This window comes from Rufibacter immobilis, from assembly GCF_003721565.1.
GTDB classification, from domain to species: Bacteria; Bacteroidota; Bacteroidia; order Cytophagales; family Hymenobacteraceae; genus Nibribacter; species Nibribacter immobilis.
In genome coordinates this window covers 242261-266420 of record NZ_RJJE01000009.1, presented here as the reverse complement: position 1 = coordinate 266420, position 24160 = coordinate 242261, and the positions used below count along the sequence as shown (strand labels likewise).

The following is a 24160-nucleotide window of genomic DNA, read 5'->3' as shown; positions in this document are numbered from 1 at the left end:
GCTTTGCTCTCTTTAATCAAACTGAGTACATGTCCATAGTTCCATACAAAGACCAGGAAGAAGGTAAGAAAACACAGGTGGCAAACATGTTTAACAGCATTGCCAAACGGTATGATTTTCTGAACCACTTCCTTAGTGCAGGAGTAGACATCTACTGGCGCAAAAGAGCAGTAAAACTGCTGGAACAGTCTAAGCCGCAGATGATCCTGGATATTGCCACCGGCACCGGAGATTTTGCCCTGGAGACGCTTCGGCTCAAGCCTAAACAGATCATCGGGATAGACATCTCTGAGGGAATGCTCCAGGTAGGCCGGGAAAAGATTAGCAAGCGTGGCTTAGACCATCTGGTGCAGTTGCAGCTGGGTGACTCTGAGAACATCCAGTTCCCCGACAATTATTTTGATGCCATTACGGTGGCGTTCGGAGTCCGGAATTTTGAGAATCTGGAGAAAGGTTTGTCAGAGATGTTCAGGGTGCTCAAACCGGGTGGCAGGGCCGTGATTCTGGAGTTTTCAAAGCCGCAGCAGTTTCCATTTAAGCAGGGCTATAACTTTTACTTCAAACACATCTTGCCAGTTTTTGGGAAAATGATCTCTAAAGACAATGCTGCGTACACGTACCTGCCAGAGTCTGTGCAGGCGTTCCCAGACGGAAATGATTTTCTGGCAATTTTTAAGAAAATAGGGTATAAGAATACAGAATGGCACTCACTTACCTTCGGCATCAGCTCCATTTACACCGGTACAAAATAATAGCGTCTCTGGTACTGGCGTTGTTGTCCATCAGTCAGCAAAGCCAGGCACAAGGCAACCTGAAAGGGGAGAATCTGCCCGGCTATGAATTCAAGAGACTCCGCTGGGGCTTCTCGTTGGGCGTGAACGGTTCCTGGTACCAACTGGAGCATTCACAGTCCTATGTAGACCAAATTGCTGCGCAGGACCCAGAAGGAAACCGAAACACCACCTTTTCAGTGAATGAGAAGACGAACGTAGGTTTCAACGTCAACTTCATCACCTCCCTGCGCCTGTCGCCCGATTTCGTGCTGAGAGCGCAACCAGGCGTAGGCTATTACAGCAGAGCCATTGAATACAAAGGTGTACCGGCAGACCCTACCAATGGAATTGAGGGCGGTGACATCTTGCAGGAGATCAATACTTTTTCCGGCGAATTGCCTTTGCTGGTGAAATATGAGTCTAAGCGCCGCAAGAACACCCAAATGTATTTCATTGCCGGGGTGAAGCCTTCCTACGTGGTGGGCGGACAGAAAAAAGGCAATGATGTGCTGCAGGTGAGAAACTTTGATTTTGCCATTGAATATGGCGTGGGGCTGGACATGTTCTACCCATTCTTCAAGTTTGCTCCTGAGCTTCGGTTTTCCAGAGGTATCACCAACATTCATGAGCCTGCCAACAGTGTGTTCAACAACAGCATCCAGCAGCTCAACACCAACACCGTCACCCTTTATCTCAACTTTGAATAGCCGCTTTCTATGACGCAGAAAATAGCTTTGGTCACCGGTGCCACATCCGGGATCGGAAAAGCCACCGCCATCGCGTTCGTCCAACAAGGATTCAAGGTAATTATTGCCGGTAGGCGCACCGAGCGTTTGCAGGAACTAATTTCCCAATTTGGAACCGAGCAGATTTATCCGCTGGAATTTGACGTGCGGGACAAGGAAGCGGTGCACAACGCCATTGCCGCACTGCCGGCTGAGTGGCGCGCAGTAGATATCTTGGTGAACAACGCCGGCAATGCCCACGGGCTGGCCCCCATCCAAAGCGGCAACGTAGACGATTGGGACGCTATGCTGGACATCAACGTGAAAGGTCTGTTGTACGTGACCAAAGAGGTGCTGCCCATCATGGTGGAGCGAAAAGCCGGTCATATCATCAACATTGGTTCTATTGCCGGCAAAGAAGCCTATGCCAACGGGAACGTGTACTGCGCCAGCAAATTTGCGGTAGACGCCCTTTCCAAAGCCATGCGCATTGATTTGGTGCATGAAGGAGTGAAGGTGTCTGAGGTAAACCCCGGAGCCGTGGAGACTGAGTTCTCTGAAGTGCGCTTCAAAGGCGATAAAGAACGGGCGGCCAGCGTTTATCAGGGCTTTGAGCCTTTGACCGCCGAAGACATAGCCGATATCATTCTCTTTATGGTTACCCGCCCCAAGCATGTGAACATTGCCGAAGTACTGGTACTGCCCTCGGCGCAGGCTTCAGCTACTGTCATTCATAAACAGTAATTATTTTCCATTGACAATTGAAAGCCTCACCTGTTCTGCCACGGGTGAGGCTTTCTGTTTAGGGGCCGTTTTTTCAGAATCAGGCCTGAAACAAGACATCTATCCTAGGCGCTTTTCCGTTGCAGGAGAGAAAAATGGCGCCCATGACGTTCAGGCAAATAAAAGAGACCTGCCTCTATGTGCAGGATTTAGACCGTACCACTCAATTCTATACCCAGGTATTAGAGCTTGAGGTGATTGGGCAAGTGGCCGACCGGCACGTGTTCTTCAGGGTAGGGAATTCTGTGTTGCTGTGCTTTAACGCGCAGGCTACCAAGGAGAGCAAAGACTTGCCACCGCATTTTGGGCAAGGGCAGCTGCACCTGGCGTTTGAGTGCGAACCTGAAGAATACGAGCCTTGGAAGGACAAACTAAGGCAAGCGGCAATAGCCATAGAGCACGAGCAGCCATGGCCCCACGGCCGAAAGTCCTGCTACTTCCGGGACCCCGACCAGCATTTACTGGAGATTGTGATGCCGGGCATGTGGGACAAATAAGCGTTGCTTTATCTCTGCTGCTGCTTCAGGTGGGTCAACACATCGCGGTTAAGTTCATGTTTTCCAGCAAAGGTCAGGATGGTAGGTTCCAGTCCTGCCTGGCGTACCCGCGCCAACTGTTCCTGTACCTTGTCATCGGCTACAAATGGATCTTGTAATCCGTACACATAGGTAAGACGAGCTTGCGCCAGCGCTTGCCGGGCAGCGGCCATTTCCATGTCTTCGGGGAAGACCCCGGCCCAGAGCACCAGTTCGTGTACCGGCCATTGCGCCTGGGCCAGCCAACGGCAGGCGGTGGCGGCTCCCTGAGAGAAACCCAAAATGTGTAATTGGGCATTAGGAGCCTCCTGTAGAGCTGTTTCCCGTACCAGATTCAAATAGTGGATGTAATCCTGTATCTCATACAGGCGCTGCTCTTTGGTCATCCAGGTGGCGCCAACCCGGCCTGAGAAACCTTCCAGGTAAAAGCGGGAGAGTCCCTCCGGGGCTAGTACGGCTGTCTGGGTATCGGCTAGCGTTTCAAAGTGCCGGATGAAATACTGCGCCAACTGGCCATAGCCGTGCAGGGCAATCCAAACATGGCGGGTTTCTGGGGTAAGGGTGCCCAATTGGTGCAGGTGGGCCGTGCGCGGTACGGCAATGGTTCTGTGTATGGCGGCCAACTTACAGCTGATCTTTGGTAAACATAAACGGCAACAGGTCATTGACAGACTGCAGGCGGGTTACTTTACCGTCTTCGGCCTGTAACAGGAGCCTGATAGGGGAACCTTGACGGTTCTGGTACTCGGCCATTACTTGTCTACAGGCACCGCAGGGACAGGCTTTCAGGAAATGGTCTTCATGTCTGCGCCGTACAGTTACTGCCATCACTTCAATTTTCTCATTTGGGTAGTTGGAGCCCACGCCAAACAGTAGGGTGCGTTCGGCGCAGAGGCCGGAAGGGTACGCCGCGTTTTCCTGGTTGGTGCCCTGGTGGGTGCTGCCGTCTGAAAGCATCAGCGCGGCGCCTACTAAATAGTTGGAGTAAGGAGCGTAGGCATTGCCGGTGGCCAGTTGGGCCAGGTGGAGCACCTGCCTTTCCTGCTCAGTTAATTCTTCAGAAGAAGACACTACCTCATAGGTAATGTGGAGTTGTACTTGTTCAGTCATAAGGTGCGTTTTCCGCACGAGCACGTACGGGAGTCAAAGTTAACAAGTTGCCCTTAAAATGCAAGAAGAGGTTGCCTGTGCCATATAAAATGCCCATTTTAAGGCGACCATCTATACCTCACTATGAAAAAGATCCTGTTGCTGGGGGCCGGCCGCTCTGCCACGGTGCTGATAGACTATCTCCTTGCCCACACTACTTCCCATAACTGGCAGCTTTCCATTGCCGATGTGGCCGTACACCATCTGGAGGAGAAGCTGCGCCCGTTCCCGCAGGCGCGGGCTCTGGTGTTCAACGTGGAGGACGAGGCCCAGCGCAGTTCAGAAATAGACGCCGCCGATGTGGTCATTTCTATGTTACCGGCTCTGTTTCACCCCTTGGTAGCCCAAAGCTGCCTGGCCCTAGGAAAACATCTGGTCACCGCCTCCTATGTGCCGCCCCAGATCAAAACCCTAGATGCTGAGGCAAAAGCCAAAGGATTGACGTTCCTGATGGAGTGCGGCCTTGACCCCGGTATAGACCACATGTCTGCCCTCAAGATCATCCACCAGTTACAGCGGCAAGGCTGTGCCGTGACCTCCTTTAAATCGTTTACCGGCGGGTTGATGGCCCCTGCGTCTGACAATAACCCCTGGCACTACAAATTCACCTGGAACCCGCGTAACGTGGTTCTGGCAGGCCAAGGAACCGCTAAATTCATTGAGCAGGGTACTATTAAGTATATTCCGTACCCGCAGTTGTTCAAACGTACTGAAACGTTCACAGTGGAGGGCTTTGGTGAATTTGATGGGTATGCTAACCGTGATTCGCTCAGTTACCGTGAGCCCTACGGCCTGCAGAACATTCCCACCATGCTGCGCGGCACCCTCCGCCGACCAGGCTACTGCCAGGCGTGGCAAGTACTGGTCCAACTGGGCCTCACCGATGACTCCTATTCCCTGGAAGACGCTACTGAACTGACCTACCGTCAACTGGTGGAAAGCTATTTGCCTGCCGCAGACCCGGGCAAGCCCTTGCGGCAACGGGTGGCGGAGTACGTGGGACTTCCGCCGCAGGCGAAAGAACTGGAGCTGGTGGAATGGACAGGGCTGTTTGACGAGCTGCCCATTGGATTGCCTAACGCCACCCCGGCGCAGGCGCTGGAGAAATTGCTGGTGCAGAAATGGAAACTGAGCCCCTCAGACAAAGACATGATTGTGATGCTGCACCAGTTTGAGTTTGAACGGGAGGGCACACGCCACAAACTCAGTTCCTCGCTAGTGGTCTTGGGCGAAGACGAAGTGCAGACCGCCATGGCAAAAACCGTGGGCCTGCCCGTGGGCATTGCCACCAAACTCTTACTGGAAGGAAAGCTGCAGCGCAGCGGTGTGCTGGTTCCGCTCCAGGAAGACCTTTACCTACCCATTCTGGAAGAGCTGGAACAATACGGAATCCGGTTCGAGGAACGGGAAGTGCAGATGTAGCCAAGTGCCTTTTGCGTTTAGGGGCTCTTTCTCTAAAAACGGCCCCTAAACGCAAAAGGCACCCCCATACACAGAAAAGCCCCGGCTACTGCCGGGGCTTTTCTGTGTATGGCTTTAAGGCAATTACTCGCCCCGTACCAATTTGTAGTTGTATACTTTGGAAGAAGTGATCAGGCGGATGTGGAAGAGGTTGCCGTTCCAGTTGGCGGTGTTGGCTTTGAATTCATACGTCTGTTGGGCGCTCACCTTGCCTTCAAACAGGCGGGTAACTTTGTTGCCGAACAGGTCATACACCTCCAGACTCACTTTCTTCTCGGTCTCCTCTAAACGGAAACTCACGGTCACCTCGCCGGTAAACGGGTTAGGATAGGCTTTCAGGGTAGAGGTTTCCTCGGTGGCCTCTTCGTTCTGGGCTACGGCGGCATTTCCGTTGCAGTTACCCAGCGTGCTGCCTCTTCTCAGGTGAGCAGGCACCGCACTTGGGGCAATGCAAAGAGCATGATAGCCGTTTCCTATTTTCTGGCATACCAACACTTTGTCGTTTTTATTGCCGCAGCGCACATCAATCACTTCCACGGTAACGGTAATACTCTCTGAACAGCCGAATTCATTGGTGGCCACCACGGTGAAGGTATAGGTGCCGGCTGCGGTTGGGGTGAACTCTGTCACGGCAGAAGTGGTGCTGCTTAAGCCAAGGGCCGGGCTCCACTGGTAAGTGGTTTGGCCAGCGGCCGAGGTGCTGTTAGAAGCGGTGAGGGTTAAGGTTTGGGCACCGTATCCTAATGCAATGGTATTGGCTGGTAAACCGGTGTAGGTTTGGTCTGCGCGGCTCAGGCCGATGGCTGGGGCCGGTACTGCGCCCACAATAGTTACCACGGCAGTAGCCGAAGCCTCGTTGCCGCTGTTGTCTCTGGCCGTGAACGTGATCACATTGTCCCCAATATTGGCGCAGGTGAACGTGCTCTGCGACAGCATAAACGACTCTTCTTCTAGCGTGCAGTTGTCATAAGAACCATTGTTCACCTCGGCGGCGGTAATGGTAACGGTGCCGTTTTGTAGGGTGCGGGTAATGTTTTTCACCAATAGCACCGGAGCGGTGGCATCTACGGCATTCAGGGTAAGGTTCTTTTGGATGGTGTTGCCATTGCCGTCCTGGGCGGTCACGGTTACAATGTGTTTCTGGCCGTGGCCGGAGCTGATGACTTCCCCGGCGGCCGGACTCTGGGTAAACGTAACGGTACCGCAGGCATCGGTGCCCGTTAACCCTGAAATCAGATCAGGAACGATGATCTCACAGCCCGCCACCAGATTCACCGACTGCGTAGCGGCCAGCACGAAGGCAGGGGCGGTCACGTCTTTGCCTTCCACCGTGAAAGAGCAGGAAGTGGATTTGCCCGAGGCGTCTGTCACAGTTAACGTCACTACCAATTCCCCAACACCGTTCACGGTGGTACCAGCGGCCGGGCTTTGGGTAAGGGTAAGTGCATCGGCGGTAGAAACATCATCAGAGACGGTGGCCAGGCTGCGGTAATCAGGTAAAGTGGCGGTGCAGTTGGCTTCCAGGTTCAGCACTTGGTTAGGCACGCAGGCCAGGGTAGGGGCGAAATTATCGGTTACGTTAGACGGCGTGCTCTCATTGTGGAAGCGGTCCAGGGCCGTAACCAGATAGTAATAGCTCTTGCCGGGGTCCGGAACTTTGTCTCTGAAGGTAGTGCCGTTAGTAGTGGTAATGGCCAGCAGGTGGCTTACGTCTGTGGTGGAGATAGCCGGTGACTCAGAGCGGTATACGGCGTATTGGCGCACTTTGTCAAATTCATTGGCAGTTGCAGCCGGAGCAGACCACGTGAGGTACACAGAATCTGCGGTGGCTCTGTTGGCCAACAGCTGGGTAGGGGCGGCCGGTGGCGTGTTGTCTATCCAGGGCATGGTGGGTTGCAGGGCCGGTTTCCGGTAGAGGTCTAACCGCAACGAGTCTCTGAAACCCAGTTTGGTGCTGCTGCGCAGACTGCTGGTGTTGTAGATGGCTTGTCCTTTGATATTGGCATGGGCCTCCAGGCGGTTGTAGCGTACCTGGTTAGGGATTTGGGAAGGATTGGCCCAACTGGTTCCCTGGGCCGGATCATTTACCTTGTAACCGGCCATGCCGATGTAGATGTGTCTGCCGGCGGCATTGTTGTTCCACCACGGAATGATGACGCTGTAGTTGGCCGCGCTCTGGCCTATGAACCAGTACACCTGCGGCGCCAGGTAATCAATCCAGCCTTCCTGCAGCCATTTCTTGGAGTCGGCGTAGAGGGAGGTGTAGTGCTCCAGCCCCGACGTTGGCGTACCAATGGCCGGATTGGTGCTGTTGCGGTAAATCCCTGACGGAGACACCCCAAACTTCACCCAGGGCTTCAGGCCCTTCACGGTGGCGTTGGTCTGGGCTATGAGCAGGTTCACGTTGTCGCGGCGCCAGTCGGCCCGGTTGGTGAACCCGCGCGGATCAGCGTTGAAGGTGGCATCGTCATTGAAGGCGGCATTGGGGTAGAAGTAGTCATCGAAATGGATTCCGTCCACATCATAGCGTTGCACTACATCAGAGATCACGCTGTTGATGTAGTCGCGCACTCCCGGAATGCCTGGGTCCAGGGTACGGAGGTTGGCCGTGGCAATGAGCCACTCCGGGTGCTGTCTGGCCACGTGGCTGGGTGCAAAAGTAGACAGCTGGTTTACGTTGGCGATGGCCCGGTACGGGTTCATCCAGGCGTGGAGCTCCATGCCGCGCTTGTGGCATTCCTCAATGGCAAACTGCAACGGGTCCCAGAACGGAGAAGGTGCCTTGCCCTGCGTCGCCGTCAGGTCCGCCGACCACGGATCAATGGTACTCGCGTACAGCGCATCTGACTGGCTTCTGATCTGCAGAAAAATTGCATTGAGGCCCGTGGCTTTGTGATGATCCAGAATAGCGATAAGCGCGTTCTGCTGCTGTTGCGGGGTTTGGTTTCGGTTGGGCCAGTCAATGTTGGCGTACGTGGCAATCCAGGCGCCCCTGAACTCCCGCTTGGGAAGGTTCTGGGCAAACCCGAGGGTGATACACAAGCAGCTGAGGAGAAAGCTGAGTAGATGTTTTTTCATAAGCAATATTTTAGGGGATAATACAGCTAAAATAGAAATAAATTTATAAGAATAGGGCGCTTTGAGGATTAGTTTTTAAGAAAATGGCAAAATTGGGTTGGGTTAATGAAATAATAAGAGGAAGTACAGCCAAAGCTAATGGTGTAGCGGCGGCCCCTGTGCGTTTAGCGGCCGTTTTTTGAAAATTTGCGCCAAACCAGCCGCCTTAGAAAATAAGGTAATAATCCTGGAGCAGGTTCCGGAAGGATAGGGTATAGCTGTTGTCTTTCTCTCTTACCGGTAAGGTTTTCTGTGTGAGGGGCGTTGCCTGCTGGGCATACGTGTGAATGGCGCGCAGCAGTTTACCGCCGGGCGTTGCCTCTAACCACAGAATGTGCTGGGAATGAAAACCATGTGCCTGTGCTTCGGCTTCAAAGACCTTGGCTTCGTGCGGCGGCAGCAGAATGTGGAGTTTGCCTTCTGGAGCCAAAAACTGGTGGGCAAAGGAGATGATCTCAGAAAACGCGAGGGTCTCCGTATGCTTGGCCTGGTTCTTTATGGTATCCGTTGATTTCAGGGATGCCTGGAAGAAAGGCGGATTGCTGATGATCACATCATAGGGCGTGGGCTGGGTAGCGGCAAACTCCTGCAAACTCACCGGAAATAACTTCACCCGGTCGGCCCAGGGGCTTTGGGCGATGTTTTCCTGGGCTTGGGCCGCGGCGGCGGGATCAATCTCCACGGCTTCAATCTGCGCTTCTTCGGCGCGTTGCGCCACCATTAAACTCAGCAGCCCGGTGCCCGCACCAATGTCCAGAATGCGGCGGGCAGAGGCAACATGGGCGTACGCACCCAACACGCAGGAATCTGTGCACACTTTCATGGCGCACTGGTCCTGCTTGATGAGGAACTGCTTAAACCGGAAGTAAGAATTGGCCACGGAAGAGATGTGGAGATGAATGAATTTGGAAATTTAGTGATGCAAATGAGGAGGACTGAAAATGCATGCCAACTTCAAATTTGCGTATTTTCAAATCTTCTCATTAATTACTCGCTTCAAAACCTTTGTCGGGCGGTAGGTTGGGTTGCAGGGCGGCGGCTACGGCCAGTTGGTCGCAGCGCTCGTTTTCTGGGTGACCGTTATGGCCCCGCACCCAGACAAAGCGCACCTGGTGCTGGCGGTAAATCTTGAGGAAACGCTGCCACAGGTCTGGGTTGGCCTTGCCGCTGAAGCCTTTTTTCTCCCAGCCAAACACCCATTTCTTCTCCACGGCGTCTATCACGTACTTAGAGTCTGAGTACACCGTGATGGGAATGCCGGGGCGGGTGATCGACTCCAGCGCCACAATCACGGCCAGTAGTTCCATGCGGTTGTTGGTGGTCTTCCGGAAGCCTTCGCTCAGCTCCTTCACGTGGGGGCCATACCGCAAAATTACGCCGTAGCCGCCCGGGCCCGGATTGCCTCTGGAGGCGCCATCGGTAAAAATCTCAATCAAAACGCGTGGGATTAGTAAGCCGCAAAAATACCCATTACCCCGCTAGCGATTGCGTTACCCCCGCTAATTTTTTAGTTCATGGAGACCAGGCCTGGAAACAAAGGTGCGTTTAGGGGCTCTTTTTCCAAAAAGACCCCCTAAACGCACCGGCGCAAGGAGGTGAGACGTTCCTTACTTTGCATAGCTGACGGTGGCATTGAACCCGATGCCCAAAACTGGGATTTTGGTCCACTCGCCCTGGCTGGCTTTGCGGTAGTAGGAATCACTGTTGAACATGCCGCTGCTGAACCACAGACCGCCTTCGCCCAGGTCCCGCACCAGTTCCAGGGAGAGCAGCGCGTCAGACTCTAGATAGATATTGTGTTTGCGTACGTCCAGGGTAATGCCGTCTGTAATGGCTTCTTTGGTCACGTTGAGGTAGATGGGGGTGCGCAGCAGGTTCTGTTCTGGCCCGTCTTTGCCCATCTGGTAGATGTTCACGCGCAGGAAAAGCGTGTCATACTTGTTGTGGCCAATGTTGAAGGTGACCTGCTCCACAAAAGAAGGTTTCCCAATTTTGAGCAGCGTCCCGATTTCACTGCCCAGGCCGTTGCTCTTAAAACCCACCAGCATGGCTTTGGAGGTAGTTTCATTGCCCACCACTTTGGTCTTGAATTTCTGGGGCCGTACCACCACTTCTTTGAGCGCCACCGCCTGTTCCCTGAGTTGGATCACCGCCTGCTGCCCCGCAAACTGCCGCTTGAAATCTCCTACCTTGTACTGCACCGAGCCGTACCCGATAGCCGAGAAAAGAAGGGTCTGCTGATTGAGGGAATCTGGCAGGGTAAGCGCAAAGGTGCCATTGGCCGTGGAGACCGTGCCCACGTCTTTGCCCGCCACGCCCACATTCACGTAAGGCAGCGGTTGGCCATTTTGGTCTACGATTTTACCCTGAAAGCGCTGCGCCTGCGCATAAACAGAGATCAGCAAAAACAGGAGAAGGAGTGTCTTTTTCATGGAGAGAAGCGGTTACCTAACCGCTTAGATGCAGATGGCAGGGCAAGGGTTGCCTGGTCTCCGGAAAAAGTTCAGGTGCGTTTAGGGGCTGTTTTTCCAAAAAGAGCCCCTAAACAGGATCAGATGCTTACGTGCGTCTTGAACAGCTTAATGGCAATGGCCAGCAGGATAACCCCAAAAACCTTCCGGAGCACCTCCGTGCCGTTCTGGCCCAGCTTGCGCTCCAGCCAGTTAGAGCTCTTGAGCACAATGTACACAAACAGCAGGTTGAGCAGAATGCCCACCAGCACGTTGGGCAGGGCGTAGGCCGCGCGTAGAGAAAGCAGCGTGGTCATGGTGCCGGCGCCCACAATGAGCGGGAAAGCCAGCGGCACAATGGAACCAGTCTTCACCTCGGGGTTGGAGTGGAACAGGTGAATGCCCAGCACCATTTCCATTCCCATCAGGAAAATAATAATGGCCCCCGCAATGGCGAAGGAAGCGAAGTCAATCCCGAAGAGGCGCAGAATCCCGTCGCCCAGGAACAGGAACACAATCATGAGCACCCCGGCCACCAACGTCGCTTTCTCAGACTGGATCACTCCTTCGCGCTGGCGCAGCTGTATGATAATGGGAATGGAGCCCAGAATATCAATGATGGCGAACAGAATCAGGCTAACGGAAACAATCTCTTTGAAGCTGAATTGGAACATAGAACGGCAGTGTCAAAAGCGTGAACGACTATTGCGGCACGAAATTAACGATATTGGGTAGAAATAAAACTCCGCAGCGAAGCGTATTCCTGGTCGGCAATGGCCGGGAAGTTGGCAATGCGATACGTGTTCTTGGCCCAGGCGCCGTAGCCGTTGCCCAGCGTGATGCCCTGCTGCAAGGCCTGTCTCTTGATTTCCTGGATCCAGCGGTCCTGGCCTTTCACGGCAAGAACGGTATGGGAACGCACCTCGGGGTTTTCCACCAGCAGTGGCACGTCAGCGAATTCTTCAAAATAGGCATACAGCTCCTGCGCCCGCTGCACCAGGTGCTGGTCTATGGCTTTGATGAGCGGCCGGTGCTCCAGCACTTTCTTGAGCAGGTACAAACTGAGCACATTGGGCGTGAACGCGGTCTGGTAATTGAGCATTTTCTCGTGCAGAAATACCAGGCTGTTGTAGTGCTTGCGGTCATTGAGGGCTTTGGCCCGCTGAATGGTGCGCGGCGAGCACACCAGAATGCCCATGCCCGCCGGCAACCCGAAGCACTTCTGCACAGAGGCAAACCAGATATCGGCCCGGATGAACTTGAGGTTGAGCCCGGCCATGCTGGAGGTGGCGTCAATGGCCAGCAAGGGGTCTTTGAACTGGTTCTGCAAGCGCAGCAGCGTCTGCATGTTCACCTGGGTGCCGTTGGAGGTCTCGGTCTGGGTCACGCAGATCACATCGGTGTCATCTTCCACCGGAATGTTGGGCACGTCCAGCACGTCTTCCACCTCAAAAGACTGGCCGTAGGAATCTGGGCGCAGGCGCTTGGCGTACTGGCACCACTTCTCCCCGAAGGCCCCGTTGTAGAGGTGCAGGCTCTTGTGCGGCGTGAGGCTCTGGGCAATAATCTCCCAGCACTCGGTGGCCGAGGAGGTGAAGAAAATAAAGTAGTCCTGCGGAATGTTCAGCTTGGTGCGCAGCAACCCCACCAGCTCCCGCATCATCTGCACAAAGCGCTCGCCGCGGTGCGGAATACTGAGGATGCCCTCGTCATAGGCCATGGTCAGATAATCCCTCACCTCAGGATAGACTTTGGAGGGACCAGGATAGAAATTAAACATGGGCGGGAAGGATTGGGGGTGAAACGTAAGGGTGGTCAGCGGCAGAAGTACCGGTTAACACAGGGCAGGCTTCCGTTTAGGGGGTCTTTTTCTGAAATCAGGCCCAAAACGCAGCCGGTAGGATTACCACTGACATGTGCTACACGTGAAAAACGCCCGCTGGTTACGCTTTGGTGTAAGTAAATCCAACCTTATTGGGCTTCTGGCGCTCAAAGTACTGCAAGGCAAGCCGATAACTTTCCAGCCCGAACCCGCTGATGCTGCCCACGCAGCGCCCGCCAATGTAGGTGACGTGCCGGGTGGCCTCGCGCGCGAACACGTTGGAGATGTGCACCTCAATCACGGGTGTCTCAATGGCGGCAATGGCATCTGCCAGCGCCAGGCTGGAGTGGGTATAAGCCCCGGCGTTGAACACAATTCCCTGGTAGTGGAAACCCACTTCGTGCAGTTTGTCAATGAGCACGCCCTCCACGTTAGACTGGAAATACGCCAGCTCCAGGTCTGGGAACGCGGGTACCAGGTCTTTCTCATAGTAATCCTCAAAGGAGCGGGAGCCGTAGATAGACTTCTCGCGGCGGCCCAGCAGGTTCAGGTTGGGGCCGTTCAGAATCAGTATTTTCATAGGGAGCAGGCGTAAAGCAGCATTCTTCAAATTTGTGCGCAGGAAAGGGCACGTCCAAATGTACGGAATAAGTACCTTTGGATGGCTATGCTTTCCGGGGCGTTTTCGGCCGGTGGGCCATAGTTTTCACTTTCTTTTTACTTCATGAACTGGTCAACGGGTCTTACGCAATTCCAAGGTTATCTGCAGCTGGAAAAATCATTGTCTGGCCACTCCGTAGAGGCATACCTGCGCGATGTGCGCAAGCTGGTGCAGTATTTTGAAAGCCTGGGGCAGACTGTGGGGCCGTTGGCCGTGGAGCCGCCGCACCTGCAGGGCTTTCTGGAGTGGATCAATACGTTGGGCATGACCGCCCACTCGCAGGCGCGCACCATCTCGGGCATCAGGGCGTTCTATAAGTTCCTGATCATGGAAGACCTGCTAAACACCGACCCCACCGAGACCATTGAAGGCCCTAAACTGCAACGCAAGCTCCCAGATGTGCTCAGCTATGACGAAATCACCACGCTTTTTGACGCCATTGACGTGAGCACTCCCGAAGGCACCCGCAACAAGGCCATGCTGGAAACCCTCTACAGCTCCGGGCTGCGCGTCACAGAGCTGATTGAGCTCAAGATCAGCAACCTGTATGAAGATCTGGGTTTCCTGCGCATCATGGGCAAAGGCAGCAAGGAACGTTTAGTGCCCATTGGCCGAGATGCGCTCAAGTACATCAGGCTGTACTTAGACGGGGTACGCCGCCACCAGACCATTAAGAAGGGCTTTGAGGATTTTGTGTTCCTGAACCGGCGCGGTGCCAGCCTGAGCCGGGTTATGGTGTTCAACATCATCAAAGACCTGGCGGCCAGAGTGGGCATGCAGAAAAACATCAGCCCGCACACCTTCCGGCACTCCTTCGCCACACATTTGATTGAAGGCGGCGCCGATCTGCGGGCCGTGCAGGAAATGCTGGGCCATGAATCCATCACTACCACTGAGATTTACACCCACCTGGACCGAGACTACCTCAAACAGATCATCCAAGAGTTTCACCCCAGGAGTTAAGCGGGGGCAAATTTCAGCTAGCCTACATCTGTAATTATAGGAATACCAGTATCTCTCGCTCGCATCCCGCGAGTGTGAGATACTGGCGGCGTCGCGCCGCTTCGGGGAATTTTCGTTTCACATTCCACCACTCGGCCAGAGGCCGAAGGGAACCCACACTCGCGGGACGCGAGCGAGAGAAAAAGCGTTTAGCGGCCGTTTTTCCAAAAAGAGCCCCTAAACGCCATCAGGAAATGAGCTGGAAAAGTTCCGCTGAGGCGGCGAAGGGCGATTTTTGGCCCTGCGTGACTTGCCCGGCAATGGTTTGCCACTGGGCTTGAATGAGTGGGTGCTGGTAAAAGCGCTCTTCCAGTTGCTGCCGGATGCTGTGCTTGAGCCAGTGCAGGTTCTGTTCCTGGCGGCGCTGCTGAAAGTAGCCGTTGCCCTGCGTTAACGCCACGTACTCCGACACAGAATCCCAGATGGGTCCCAATCCTGACTTCTCGTAGGCCGAACAAACCGTGACCCGCGGGCTCCACTGCGAAGCGCCCAGCGGGAAAAGGTGCAGCGCGCCCTGGTATTCGGCTTGGGCGCTGGTGGCGGCGTTCAGGTTGGGTCCGTCGGCTTTGGTGATGGCGATGGCATCGGCCATTTCCATGATGCCTTTCTTGATGCCCTGCAGTTCATCGCCGGCGCCGGCCAGCATGAGGAGCAGGAAAAAATCCACCATCTCGTGCACTGCCGTCTCAGACTGGCCCACGCCCACGGTCTCCACAAAGATCACGTCAAACCCGGCGGCTTCGCAGAGCAGAATGCTCTCGCGGGTGCTGCGGGCCACGCCGCCCAGGGTATTGCCCGCCGGCGAAGGCCTAATGTATGCGTTGGGGTTGGCAGAGAGCGTCTCCATGCGGGTTTTGTCGCCTAGAATGCTGCCACCGGTGCGCTGGCTGGTGGGGTCAATGGCCAACACGGCCAGCTTCTTGCCGTGCTGCTCCAGCAGGTAATTCCCGAAGGCCTCAATAAACGTGCTTTTGCCCACGCCCGGCACCCCCGTAATGCCCACCCGCACCGACTTGCCCGCGTGCGGCAACACCTGTTCCATGACCTGGTGGGCCAGCGTCTGGTCAGAGGGCAGGGTGCTTTCTACTAAGGTGATGGCGCGGCTCAGGAGAACCCGGTTCCCGGATAACACTCCGGCGGCGTACTCGTCTGGGGTAAATCGTTTTGGCACTCGGGTAAGGGCTGGTGTCAGTTGAAGTACGCGAAAATTAGGAAATAAGTAGCAAGTACCGGCAACTGGGGCCAGAAATAGCCGTGCGTTTAGGGGCTGTTTTTCGAAAAACAGCCCCTAAACGCACATTAACTTCCCTACAGAGAAAATGCGTCTCTTTGTTTATTGCTTGGAAACGTCTGCGGAGGTGATGGTCTGGGGCAGGTTCTGGAAGTAGAAGCCCGGGAAATTGGGCAAGCCCAGCGTGCTTTTCTGCGTGTCTAGTTTTATGCCGCTGTCTTTGTAGTCACAGGCTATGCCCAGAGCGTTGGGGTTCCTGATCACGCCCAGCCAGTTGCTGCCGTTGCGGGCCACGTAAATACGTCCGTCGGGGCCCAGTTGCAGGGACCCGATCTTGCGGCTCACGCTTTTGGCCACCTGCTTGCCCGAGTGGATGATGGCATCTGGGGTGCCCGCCGCTAGATCAAACTGGAAGATGCGGGCCTCGCCGCCGGCAATGCCGTTTTTGCCTCCGTAGAGCTTGGTGCCGTCCGGGGAGAATTCCACGCCGTAGGCTTCGTCAAATTTGCCTAAATCTACCGCCAGTGCCAGCTTGCCGTTCTCATTGTTGAAATCAAAAACCTCAATCTTGTTCACGGCGGCCCAGGTGGCCACGGCCAGTTTATCGCCGGTAGGCGAGGCCTTCATGTACCCAATGGTAGCGCCGTTGTCGCCGGAATGGATGCTGCCCAGGTGGCTTTCCACGGGTTTGAACGTGATGCCGTCCGGCGAGATGAGGTAGGCGTAAAACGCCGAGCTGTTCCAGCGGTGCGTGATGACCCAGAAGTCGCGGCCGTTGCGGTGGCGGATGGCGGTGAGTTTCTCGGTGACGGGCGCGAAGATGAGATTGTTTTTAGAGACCACTTCGCCCAGGCCGCCGTTGCGGCTCATGTCCACCAGATGGTACTGCAAGCCGTGGCTCTGCCCCTGAAAATCGGTGGTGAAAAGGTAGTAGAGGTGCGGCGAACCAGGCTTGGGCAGAATGAGCGCCGACTGGGTAGACGATTCATGGCCTTTGAGGGAATCTCCGTTGGCCATGATCTTTCGGTTCCGGTTCCAGACTTGCATGCCGTTGGAGTAGAACAGCAGGTTGCCCAGGGCGTCTGACAGCACGGCGCAGCCTTCCTCACTGAACATGCCGCCGTCTTTGAGCGGTACCGGGTTGGCCGGGTCTGCAAAAGACATACCCGCATTCTGCCCGAAATACCAGTGGGTGGTTTCTTTCTGGGCCTGCGCCGCCTGGGAACAAAGGCCCAGAGGCAGCAGGAGCAAAAGTCTGAACAGTGTCTTCATCGCTTCAAATCGTTTCATACCGCGCAGGACGAATACAAAGAGTACGCCAACTCTGAAAACGCGGCCGCGGGCAGAATTCGTCTACGTGCCACGGTCAATTTTTGCGGTGCCTCCTTGGCGGACCACCCGTGCCAAATGCCAGTTTTGAACAGATTCAGGAAAAGCAGCCCCTAAACAGGAAGCATAAAAAAAGCTGCCCCAGATCTGGGGCAGCTTTTCCGGTTGTAAGAAAGGGTGATTAACCTCTGGGGTTAAGGGCTTCATTGATGCGGTCTGCGAGATCCTGCAAGTGGTAGTTGCTCAGGGAATCTGACTGCGACGCGGCCGCCGATTTGATCAGGTTGTTGATGTTGCGCAACTCGGCCTTGGCCACGGAAATCACATCGCTCTGCTGAATGTCCATGGTAGGAGCAGTAGGTCTTCTGGAGGCGCTGGCCGTGGCGCTGCTGGCCGCGGTGGCCGGAGCCGGTTTCACCAGGTCAATCAGCTGTTCCACGTAAATCTTCTGCAGGTTGCGGCGGTACACGTCAATGGCCTGTTTGTTTTTCACTTCCCTGAAGATGGAGTTGTTCAGGTCTGTGAAGAAATCAGTCACTTTGTAGGCCTTGGCGCCGTCCATGGCTTCGCCGGAGATGAGCTTGGTCAACGTGCTGTTGCTGATGAGGCGGTTGAGCACGGTTTGCTGGCTGCGGGAGAGTACAATCATGGGGTTGGAGCCAATGTTGTTCAGTACTGCGGGCGCGAGCATCCAGGTAGGGGTAGTGAACAATTGCTTGTCCAGGAACGCCATGGCTTCTTTCTGGGTAGCCGCCGGCGTGCGCTCATACACCGGGCCTTCCTGCTCTACCGTTTTAGGGTTCTCATAGATACCGCCAATGTTCTTGGCTACGTGGCCCATGTAGCGGTTGAACTGCGTGGTGAGCTGGCCGTACATGTTCTCTAGATTGTCATAACCCTCGTTTTCCTCACGGGTCCACTCCGGCAGTTTGGCCAGAATGCGCTGCAGGTTTTTGATGCCGTACTCAGAGGCTTTCATGGCGTTGTCGCTGAGGTCCTCGTTCTGCGAGTGCGGGTCGTCTGGGTTGGTCTCCGTCCCGAACCAGTGGCGGCGGTTCTTCAGCTTCTCCACGGTCATCTTGTTCAGGGTGGCTACTTCGGCCTGGGCGCTCTTGGCGTTAGGCAACACACGGTAACCCCACTCAATGGCCCATAGGTCATAGTCGCCAATTCTGGGGTAAATGCCCTTGGAGGTGATGTTGTCCTCAGGCTGGGCCACGTAGTTAAAGCGGGCGTAGTCCATGATAGACGGGGTGTGGCCGTTGGCTTCCACCCATTTCTTGTTGCGCAGGTTCTCTACCGGCACCGTTGAGCTGGAACCGTAGTTGTGGCGCAGCCCCAGGGTGTGGCCCACTTCGTGCGAAGACACGAAACGGATCAGGTCGCCCATGAGCTCATCTGAGAATTCCATTTTGCGGGCGCGTGGGTCAATGGCGGCCGCCTGGATGAAGTACCAGTCGCGCACCAGTTTCATCACGTTATGGTACCAGTTAATATGGCTTTCCATGATCTGGCCGCTGCGCGGATCCGCGATGCTGGGACCGCTGGCGTTGGGGATTTCTGAGGGCTTGTACACAATGGCGCTGTGGCGGGCATCGTCTAAGCTCCAGTTGGGGTTTTCCTTGGCGCTTGGCGCTTCTTTGCCTATGATGGCGTTCTTGAAACCGGCTTTCTCAAAGGCTTTCTGCCAGTCGTTTACCCCGGCAATCAGGTACGGCACCCATTTCTTCGGCGTAGCCGGGTCAATGTAGAACACGATGGGCTCTTTGGGCTCCACCAGTTCGCCGCGTTTGTACTTGGCCATGTCTTTCTCCTTGGGCTCCAGTCTCCAGCGTTTCACCATCTGGATTTCCTTTACGCCCTGCGGATTGGCGTCAAAATCTGTGTAGCCAACCGTGAAATATCCCACTCGAGGATCAAAGTAACGGGGCTGCATGGGCTTCTTGGGCAGCACCACCATAGAGGAATTGACCTCAATGGTAGCCGAGCCATTCAAAGACGAAGAACCGCTGCCGCCGCTGCTGGGGGTAGAGCGTCCGCTTTCGCCGCTGGAGGCAGGGGTGAGGGCGTAGGTTTTGACGGTGGTTACCTCCACGTTCTGCGGGAAGCTGCGCACATCCTGGATGTAGCTGCGGTCGCCCACGAAGTTGCCTAGCCGGAAACGGGTTTTGCCGGCCCCGGAGCTGAAGGAGAAAATCTCGTTCTCGCCTTTGAGGTAGTCGGTAAGGTCAATAACGGTGGTTTTGCCGTTGGAGCCATAGGCCGCCACGCTGAAGGAAGCTACAATGGCTTGGATGTTAGACCGCTGCACGGCCTGGTACATAGACTTGGTGCTGTCTGGGCTGTAGGTGGCATAGGAGATCTTGCGCAGGAAAATGCGGTCATCTGGACCTTTCTCAAACATGATCACGGCGCTGCCGATCTGGTCACCGGCGTAGCCCGAGGCGGCCCGCACCTCGGCCCCGGCTTTGGAGATACGGTTCACCACCAGAATCTCGCGGCCCAGCACAGAGTCTGCCAGCTCAAAGAAGTATTTGTCTTCTACTTTGTGGGTCTTGAAAAAACCGGACTTGGAAACGGCTTTGTCTGTGATGACCTGGTTGTACGGCTTGGGTTTGCCTTTCTGCTTGGAATCGCCTTCCAGCCCCGAGGCTCCGGCCACTCGCTTGGTGGAGTCGGCGGGTTGGGTTTTTCCCTGGGCCATGGCTACTCCTCCGGCCACGGAGGACACCAGACCCAGCGTCAATAAGAACTTCTTCATTTAAAGTTTGCTTGGTAGTGTGTAAAGGGAGTATCTGATACCCGCTTTAGACAAAGCCAGAGGGGGAAGGTTTAATGAGGGAGCGGAGAAATTTAGAGAATTTTAGGAAGCGAGTTTTTAGCTAATTTTGAAAATGAGTGGAGAAACATCAGCTGAGATTAGATTCTCTAAACAAAATAGGTTTAACTGTACTATATCAAGGCTTTACTTAATCTTTCTATGAATGTATTAAAGTAGGTGCATTTAGATTTTATTATTTCAATTTTTAAATGAGCAAAAATCTCAGGATTATGAGACTCATTATACTTCTTTCCTTTGGCTTTGTAGGTTGCTGACTTCAAAAATTCTTTTGGTTCACTTATGCTTTGAGGGGCAGTTGTAATAGAAATATTAGTTTTATATATAGAATTAAATGTTTCTATGTCTGCTAATATTAATGCTTCTATCTCATGGATATTTAATAATTTTATAGATTTGCCATCAGATATCCTATTAACTGCGATGAAAAACTCGTTTATTTTTTCTCTCTTATCATTGTCCTGCTCATGACTGTCTAAATCTCTTATGGCAATGACTAAGTCAGGTTTCTCAAATTCGATTTCCTTTCTTAATAAATGTTTTGTTTTCTGATTGTCAAGTTGGCTTCCATTGATTCTTTTTAATAAGGTGATGAATTTTATTTCTTTATGAAACTCAGGTGATAATAAATTAGTGATAGACTGAGTATCGTTCGGATCTTCCCCAATAAGACCAATTGTTATCATATATCCTTTATTCCTCTAATGTAGAATGTTTCCAATAATCGCTTAAGTGCTCATCTTCCATATATAGAGCTGCTTTTTCCTTTTCTCTATCAGTTAAATGTAAGAATTGTGAACCTGTCTCAATATTGTATCGTGAAATAATTATTTTATCAAGTTCGCCTTCTTCTATGAAGTCTAAAATTTGGGGTGCATGTGTAGTTAAAATTATTTGTTTGCTTTCAGCCTGTTCTCTGATAAATAACATCAACTTATGAAGTTGATGGGGATGCACTCCTAATTCTGGCTCTTCCAACAAGATAATTGATGGCTGAGACAAACTTGAGTATGTTCTTCCTCTCGAATAATAAAATGATCCTATTGAATGAATTTCACTAATAATATAGAAAATTCTTTTAGTTCCATCTGATAGTTGAGAAAATGGAAGCCAAGTATTGTTTATTTTAAATTCAATGAAAAGATTGTCAACAATAAGTTCTTCTTGTTCTCCTTTCTTAAATACATTATAGTTGTTGTTAAATCTGATCTCTTGAATAGGAGAGAAACGATTTAGTATATCAGATAAATTTATAAAATGTTTATTAAAAGATCCTATTATAGAATTTAGATTGCTTTCAGAACGGTTTTCAATATCAGTTAAGTTAGTCTCTATAAATAAACGAGTTAATATTGTTTTTAAGAAATGGTTTACTTTGCCTTCATATAAGAAGTGAAATATTTCATTCGATAACCCATCCTCTGCAATGCTAAATGAAAGTGGAGAGGTAATCAGTGGCTGGTCATTTTTTGGAGTTCCGTGTTGTATAAATATACTGCTATATGAAATATTTTTCTTGTCTAATGTTGTAAATATGCTTTCTTCTATTTTTATCTTTTTATTGTTTAGTCTAAGCTCAACTTCGTTTAATTTGTCACTTAATTTATGGTTTAATTTTGTTTGTTTGATAAAATTAATATCTTTTTTTAAACCCTTATAAATAATTTCAAATGTTGCATCTCCTTCTAAAATGAGATGTGCAGAATAGGGTGAATATTTGTCGCTTAATTCTAAAGCTCTGCTCAGAGAATGTAAGAAATTAGTTTTCCCAGACCCATTCTTTCCTATTATAATATTTAATCCAGGCCCAAAATATACATCAATATTTCTTATTGTGCGAAAATCCTCGATTTTTGCATTTTTTAAGAATAACCGATCTATCTTTTTAATAGTTTTTGTCATTGTGCTTAAATTGATGATACAAAAGTATATAAACCATCGTAAAAAGAAGATAAAATTTACCCCTTCATCAACTTCTCCAGAATCTCCTGCGCGGCCACGCTGATCACGGTGCCCGGTCCGAAAACGCCTGATACCCCGGCATCATACAGGAACTGATAATCTTGCGCCGGGATCACACCCCCGGCGATTACCAGAATGTCTTCGCGGCCCAGCTTTTTCAACTCAGTGATCAACGCGGGAATGAGGGTTTTGTGACCGGCGGCGAGGCTGCTCACGCCCACCACATGCACGTCGTTTTCGGCGGCTTGCAGGGCTACTTCTTCCGGGGTTTGGAAAAGCGGGCCCAAGTCCACGTCAAAGCCTAGGTCGGCAAAGGAAGTAGCAATTACTTTAGAGCCGCGGTCGTGGCCGTCCTGGCCCATCTTGGCGACCATAATGCGGGGTCTGCGGCCTTCCTGAAGGGCAAACTGATCGGCGAGCGTCTGGGCCTTGCCGAAGTTCTCATCGTCTGAAATCTCTGAACTGTACACGCCTGATATGGATCTGATGGTGGCCCGGTGACGGCCGAATACTTTTTCTAAGGCATAGGAAATCTCGCCCAAACTGCACCGCACGCGGGCGGCCTGTACGGCCAGTTCCAGCAAGTTGCCTTCGCCGGTCTCGGCGGCGTTGGTTAAAGCGTCCATGGCGGCGAAGACAGCGGCATCATCACGGTCTTCGCGCAGCTGAGCCAAACGTGCTAACTGAGATTCCCGCACAGCCGTGTTGTCAATGTCCAGGATTTCCAGCTGTTCTTCCTGCTCCGGACGGAATTTGTTCACACCCACAATCACATCTTTACCGGCATCAATACGTGCTTGTTTACGGGCGGCGGCTTCCTCAATGCGCATCTTGGGCAGACCGGTTTCGATGGCTTTGGCCATGCCGCCCAGGCGTTCCACTTCCTGAATCAGGTCCCAGGCGCGGTGCGCCAGCTGGTGGGTGAGGGCCTCCACGTAGTAAGATCCGCCCCACGGGTCCACGGTCTTGGTGATGTGCGTTTCCTGTTGCAGGTAAATCTGGGTGTTACGTGCAATGCGCGCCGAGAAATCGGTGGGCAGGGCAATGGCTTCGTCTAGGGCGTTAGTGTGCAAGCTTTGGGTTCCGCCCAGGGCGGCCGCCAAAGCTTCCACGGTAGTGCGGGCGACGTTGTTGAACGGGTCCTGCTCGGTGAGGCTCCAGCCACTGGTTTGACAGTGCGTGCGCAGGGCCAGGGATTTATCGCTCTTGGGGTTGAATTGTTTGATGAGTTTAGCCCAGAGCATCCGGGCGGCGCGCATCTTGGCAATCTCCATGAAGTGGTTCATCCCGATGGCCCAGAAAAACGACAGGCGCGGCGCGAAGGTGTCAATGTCCATGCCCGCCGCTAAGCCGGTGCGCACGTATTCCAAACCATCGGCCAGCGTGTAGGCCAACTCTAGGTCTGCCGTGGCCCCGGCTTCCTGCATGTGGTAACCCGAGATGGAGATGGAGTTGAACTTGGGCATGTGCCGGGAGGTGTACGCGAAGATATCCGCGATGATCTTCATGCTGGGCTCCGGCGGATAGATGTAGGTGTTGCGCACCATGAACTCCTTCAGGATGTCGTTCTGGATGGTGCCGCTCAGCTGCTCCGGTTTCACACCCTGTTCCTCGGCGGCCACAATGTAGAACGCCAGAATGGGCAGCACCGCGCCGTTCATGGTCATGGACACGCTCATCTGGTCCAGCGGAATCTGATCGAACAGAATCTTCATGTCCAGAATGGAGTCGATGGCCACACCGGCCTTGCCCACATCGCCTACCACGCGCGGGTGGTCAGAATCATAGCCCCGGTGCGTGGCCAAATCAAACGCCACCGACAACCCTTTCTGCCCGGCGGCCAGGTTGCGGCGGTAGAACGCGTTGGATTCCTCGGCGGTGCTGAAACCCGCGTACTGCCTAATGGTCCAGGGGTTTTTGACGTACATGGTGCTGTACGGCCCGCGCAGGAACGGCGGCAACCCGGCGGCGAAATCCAGGTGCTCAAAAGCCTGCGTGTCTTCCCGGGTGTAGAAGTTCTGCAGGGGCAGCCGCTCGGCGGTTTTCCAGGTCTTTGGTTCTGTTTTGGGGCCGTTTTTGGAAAAAGAGCCGCTAAACGTAAAAGGTATCTTGGTGAAATCTGGTTTCATGTGTTCGTATCAAGTAGCAGGTATCAAGTAGCAAGACTCCCTGCTGATTTTTCAAATATATGGCCTGCGTTTGCTCCTCAGTTCTAGCGCCTGCCTCTTTGTTCCAGCATCAACCCTTCGTGGCAACTCTTCATTTCCCTTGTTTGTCCTCCTGAAAGGACCTTGTGGGCAAGCTGTAACTCTGTCAGCTA

General features: G+C 53.2%; 21 protein-coding genes. 6 read left to right on the top strand and 15 right to left on the bottom strand.

Features of this window, described 5'->3' with window-relative positions; translation table 11 throughout:
* The first annotated feature begins 29 nt into the window (after positions 1 to 29).
* From ubiE to EFA69_RS08395, 4 genes are all read left to right on the top strand, one after another.
* Complete coding sequence (gene ubiE / locus EFA69_RS08410) at positions 30 to 752, top strand: bifunctional demethylmenaquinone methyltransferase/2-methoxy-6-polyprenyl-1,4-benzoquinol methylase UbiE (RefSeq protein ID WP_123132656.1); 723 nt, start codon at positions 30 to 32, stop codon at positions 750 to 752.
* On the top strand, positions 701 to 1480 hold the full coding sequence (gene porT, locus EFA69_RS08405; RefSeq protein WP_123132655.1) for a type IX secretion/gliding motility protein PorT/SprT: 780 nt from the start codon (positions 701 to 703) through the stop codon (positions 1478 to 1480). Before ubiE ends, porT begins: the two co-directional genes overlap by 52 nt.
* Positions 1481 to 1489: 9 nt before the next feature.
* Positions 1490 to 2242, top strand: coding sequence for an SDR family NAD(P)-dependent oxidoreductase (locus EFA69_RS08400; protein WP_123132654.1), 753 nt, complete (start codon positions 1490 to 1492; stop codon positions 2240 to 2242).
* A 143-nt stretch (positions 2243 to 2385) separates the two neighbouring features.
* Positions 2386 to 2778, top strand: coding sequence for a VOC family protein (locus EFA69_RS08395; RefSeq protein WP_123132653.1), 393 nt, complete (start codon positions 2386 to 2388; stop codon positions 2776 to 2778).
* A gap of 8 nt (positions 2779 to 2786) precedes the next feature.
* On the opposite strand, the gene EFA69_RS08390 is transcribed toward EFA69_RS08395, so the two are convergent.
* Positions 2787 to 3440 carry an alpha/beta hydrolase gene (locus tag EFA69_RS08390; protein WP_245964526.1) on the bottom strand — a complete coding sequence of 218 codons (654 nt, stop codon included), beginning with the start codon at positions 3438 to 3440 and terminating at the stop codon, positions 2787 to 2789.
* Position 3441: 1 nt separating this feature from the next.
* Entirely contained in the window at positions 3442 to 3927 is a 486-nt protein-coding gene (locus EFA69_RS08385; RefSeq protein ID WP_123132651.1) for a cytidine deaminase, read from the bottom strand.
* 123 nt (positions 3928 to 4050) lie between these two features.
* Here EFA69_RS08385 and EFA69_RS08375 point away from each other — a divergent pair, with 123 nt between their 5' ends.
* Positions 4051 to 5388, top strand: coding sequence for a saccharopine dehydrogenase family protein (locus tag EFA69_RS08375; RefSeq protein ID WP_123132650.1), 1338 nt, complete (start codon positions 4051 to 4053; stop codon positions 5386 to 5388).
* Positions 5389 to 5511: 123 nt separating this feature from the next.
* Here the strand turns inward: EFA69_RS08375 and EFA69_RS08370 are convergent, their stop codons facing one another.
* From EFA69_RS08370 to EFA69_RS08340, 7 genes are all read right to left on the bottom strand, one after another.
* Positions 5512 to 8505, bottom strand: a complete 2994-nt coding sequence (locus EFA69_RS08370; RefSeq protein WP_123132649.1) for a family 10 glycosylhydrolase — start codon at positions 8503 to 8505, stop codon at positions 5512 to 5514.
* A gap of 205 nt (positions 8506 to 8710) precedes the next feature.
* Positions 8711 to 9424, bottom strand: coding sequence for a tRNA1(Val) (adenine(37)-N6)-methyltransferase (locus tag EFA69_RS08365; RefSeq protein ID WP_123132648.1), 714 nt, complete (start codon positions 9422 to 9424; stop codon positions 8711 to 8713).
* 103 nt (positions 9425 to 9527) lie between these two features.
* Entirely contained in the window at positions 9528 to 9980 is a 453-nt protein-coding gene (rnhA, locus tag EFA69_RS08360) for a ribonuclease HI (protein WP_123132647.1), read from the bottom strand.
* Positions 9981 to 10151: 171 nt separating this feature from the next.
* Positions 10152 to 10976 carry a carboxypeptidase-like regulatory domain-containing protein gene (locus EFA69_RS08355; RefSeq protein WP_123132646.1) on the bottom strand — a complete coding sequence of 275 codons (825 nt, stop codon included), beginning with the start codon at positions 10974 to 10976 and terminating at the stop codon, positions 10152 to 10154.
* A gap of 119 nt (positions 10977 to 11095) precedes the next feature.
* Positions 11096 to 11668, bottom strand: a complete 573-nt coding sequence (locus EFA69_RS08350) for a MarC family protein (RefSeq protein WP_123132645.1) — start codon at positions 11666 to 11668, stop codon at positions 11096 to 11098.
* A gap of 44 nt (positions 11669 to 11712) precedes the next feature.
* On the bottom strand, positions 11713 to 12774 hold the full coding sequence (locus tag EFA69_RS08345; RefSeq protein WP_123132644.1) for an aminotransferase class V-fold PLP-dependent enzyme: 1062 nt from the start codon (positions 12772 to 12774) through the stop codon (positions 11713 to 11715).
* Between the two features lie 163 nt (positions 12775 to 12937).
* Entirely contained in the window at positions 12938 to 13396 is a 459-nt protein-coding gene (locus EFA69_RS08340) for a type II 3-dehydroquinate dehydratase (protein ID WP_123132643.1), read from the bottom strand.
* Between the two features lie 144 nt (positions 13397 to 13540).
* Between EFA69_RS08340 and xerD the strand changes: the two genes are divergently transcribed.
* Positions 13541 to 14440 carry a site-specific tyrosine recombinase XerD gene (gene xerD / locus EFA69_RS08335; RefSeq protein WP_123132642.1) on the top strand — a complete coding sequence of 300 codons (900 nt, stop codon included), beginning with the start codon at positions 13541 to 13543 and terminating at the stop codon, positions 14438 to 14440.
* A gap of 226 nt (positions 14441 to 14666) precedes the next feature.
* On the opposite strand, the gene meaB is transcribed toward xerD, so the two are convergent.
* The 6 genes from meaB to scpA all read right to left on the bottom strand — a co-directional run bounded on the left by meaB (position 14667) and on the right by scpA (position 23969).
* Complete coding sequence (meaB, locus tag EFA69_RS08330; protein ID WP_123132641.1) at positions 14667 to 15650, bottom strand: methylmalonyl Co-A mutase-associated GTPase MeaB; 984 nt, start codon at positions 15648 to 15650, stop codon at positions 14667 to 14669.
* 162 nt (positions 15651 to 15812) lie between these two features.
* Positions 15813 to 17000, bottom strand: a complete 1188-nt coding sequence (locus EFA69_RS08325; protein WP_245964525.1) for a YncE family protein — start codon at positions 16998 to 17000, stop codon at positions 15813 to 15815.
* A gap of 220 nt (positions 17001 to 17220) precedes the next feature.
* The gene (locus tag EFA69_RS08320; RefSeq protein ID WP_123132639.1) at positions 17221 to 19800 is read right to left on the bottom strand and encodes a zinc-dependent metalloprotease; all 2580 of its coding nucleotides are present in this window, start codon (positions 19798 to 19800) and stop codon (positions 17221 to 17223) included.
* 191 nt (positions 19801 to 19991) lie between these two features.
* On the bottom strand, positions 19992 to 20564 hold the full coding sequence (locus EFA69_RS08315) for a DUF4276 family protein (protein ID WP_123132638.1): 573 nt from the start codon (positions 20562 to 20564) through the stop codon (positions 19992 to 19994).
* Positions 20565 to 20571: 7 nt separating this feature from the next.
* A complete protein-coding gene (locus EFA69_RS08310; protein WP_123132637.1) occupies positions 20572 to 21780 on the bottom strand; it encodes an AAA family ATPase in 1209 nt (402 codons plus the stop codon).
* Positions 21781 to 21836: 56 nt separating this feature from the next.
* Complete coding sequence (gene scpA, locus EFA69_RS08305) at positions 21837 to 23969, bottom strand: methylmalonyl-CoA mutase (protein WP_123132636.1); 2133 nt, start codon at positions 23967 to 23969, stop codon at positions 21837 to 21839.
* Positions 23970 to 24160: the final 191 nt, after the last annotated feature.